The organism is Paraclostridium sp. (assembly GCF_051657365.1).
Lineage (GTDB): Bacteria > Bacillota > Clostridia > Peptostreptococcales > Peptostreptococcaceae > Paraclostridium.
Map to the genome: position 1 here is coordinate 1 of NZ_JBOFKN010000107.1, position 1,201 is coordinate 1,201.

General features: G+C 26.8%; 3 protein-coding genes. All 3 read right to left on the reverse strand.

Translation table 11 applies throughout. The features are described from left to right. Positions 1–496, reverse strand: a 496-nt coding sequence (locus tag ACRCYC_RS08215; protein WP_438618645.1) for a hypothetical protein, incomplete at its 3' end; no start/stop codon positions are given. A 10-nt stretch (positions 497–506) separates the two neighbouring features. Continuing rightward, the gene (locus ACRCYC_RS08220) at positions 507–878 is read right to left on the reverse strand and encodes a phage tail fiber protein (protein WP_330111760.1); all 372 of its coding nucleotides are present in this window, start codon (positions 876–878) and stop codon (positions 507–509) included. Then, on the reverse strand, positions 878–1,201 hold a 324-nt coding region (locus tag ACRCYC_RS08225), incomplete at its 5' end, for a hypothetical protein (RefSeq protein WP_438618646.1). The genes ACRCYC_RS08220 and ACRCYC_RS08225, both read right to left, overlap by 1 nt.

The following is a 1,201-nucleotide window of genomic DNA, read 5'->3' on the forward strand; positions in this document are numbered from 1 at the left end:
TATTGAATCTTTCATACTTTGCAATCTCTTTTGCTATCAATATATTCTGTCTAGTTCTTATTCCTAAACTATTACTTAATTTACTTCCATATATTTTTTCTAATCTATTTAAATTAACAGAATTTGTTGAAATTAATAGTGAACTTATCTTTTCCTGTTTCAATAAATCTAATCTTTGCAGTTCTGTTGAGATAGTCTTAGCTAGTTCTACTATTAATTTAGCTTTTCTCATATATGGTGGTAAATTTAATAAAATCTTCTCTGTAAAATCTTTTGAAGTATCTATTCCTAAAACTGTCAATTCACTCTTAGATTTTAATTTAGCTGTATCTTTTATTACTGTTATTAGCTGATTTGAAATATGATTGGATATAGCTCCGATATCTTTAGAATCCAATGCAAAGTCATGAACTATATTTTCTAAAAACTCTTCTACTAATTGCTCCTTTAGTTCCCAAACTTCTTTTTTTATAAGAGGTCTATTATTCCCTTTCATTATCTCTCTCCTAATCTATTGAAAATATCAAATAAGCTCTAGGTATCTTATAAATATCAGCTGCTCTTATTTCTTTCTTAAAATCTAAAGCTGAAAAGAGTATCATATTTCCATTTTCTTTTGAATCAAATATTGCTATATGAGTTATCCAACCCCAATCTTCTGTTGCTGTAGGGAATTGTATGTCTTCCTGATTATATGTTTCTCCCAATTTAGGTTCTATATATTGTATTGGTTGTCTTTCATAAGACATTGTATTAACTTCACTAGAACTACTCCCTGTTTCTTCTGGATTAGCTTTCATTAGTCCTACATAAAGTTGTCTTGATCTTAGCACTTCATTTATAACAAGATTTTCTCCATAATTTGTAAAACCTGCCATTAACTAATTCCTCCTATTGTTATTGAATTTACCCTACATAATTTATCAGGCTCTATTACTAAATCATCCTTAATTCCATTTATTTTTAAGTCTGATAATTTCTCAATACTTTTACAGTTATTTATAATTGAAGCTATCTCAAAATATAAAATTCTTTCTTTAAAGATATTCTTAAAAAGAAATTCATTTAATGCTACCTTTATTTCTTCTTTTGCTTCACTCTCTAAATAGTCAGTATTAAGTTCTGCTTCAAAATCTAAAGCTATATCATTAATTACTACTGAATCTACTGTTAAATTAATATCTGATATAATCTCATTATC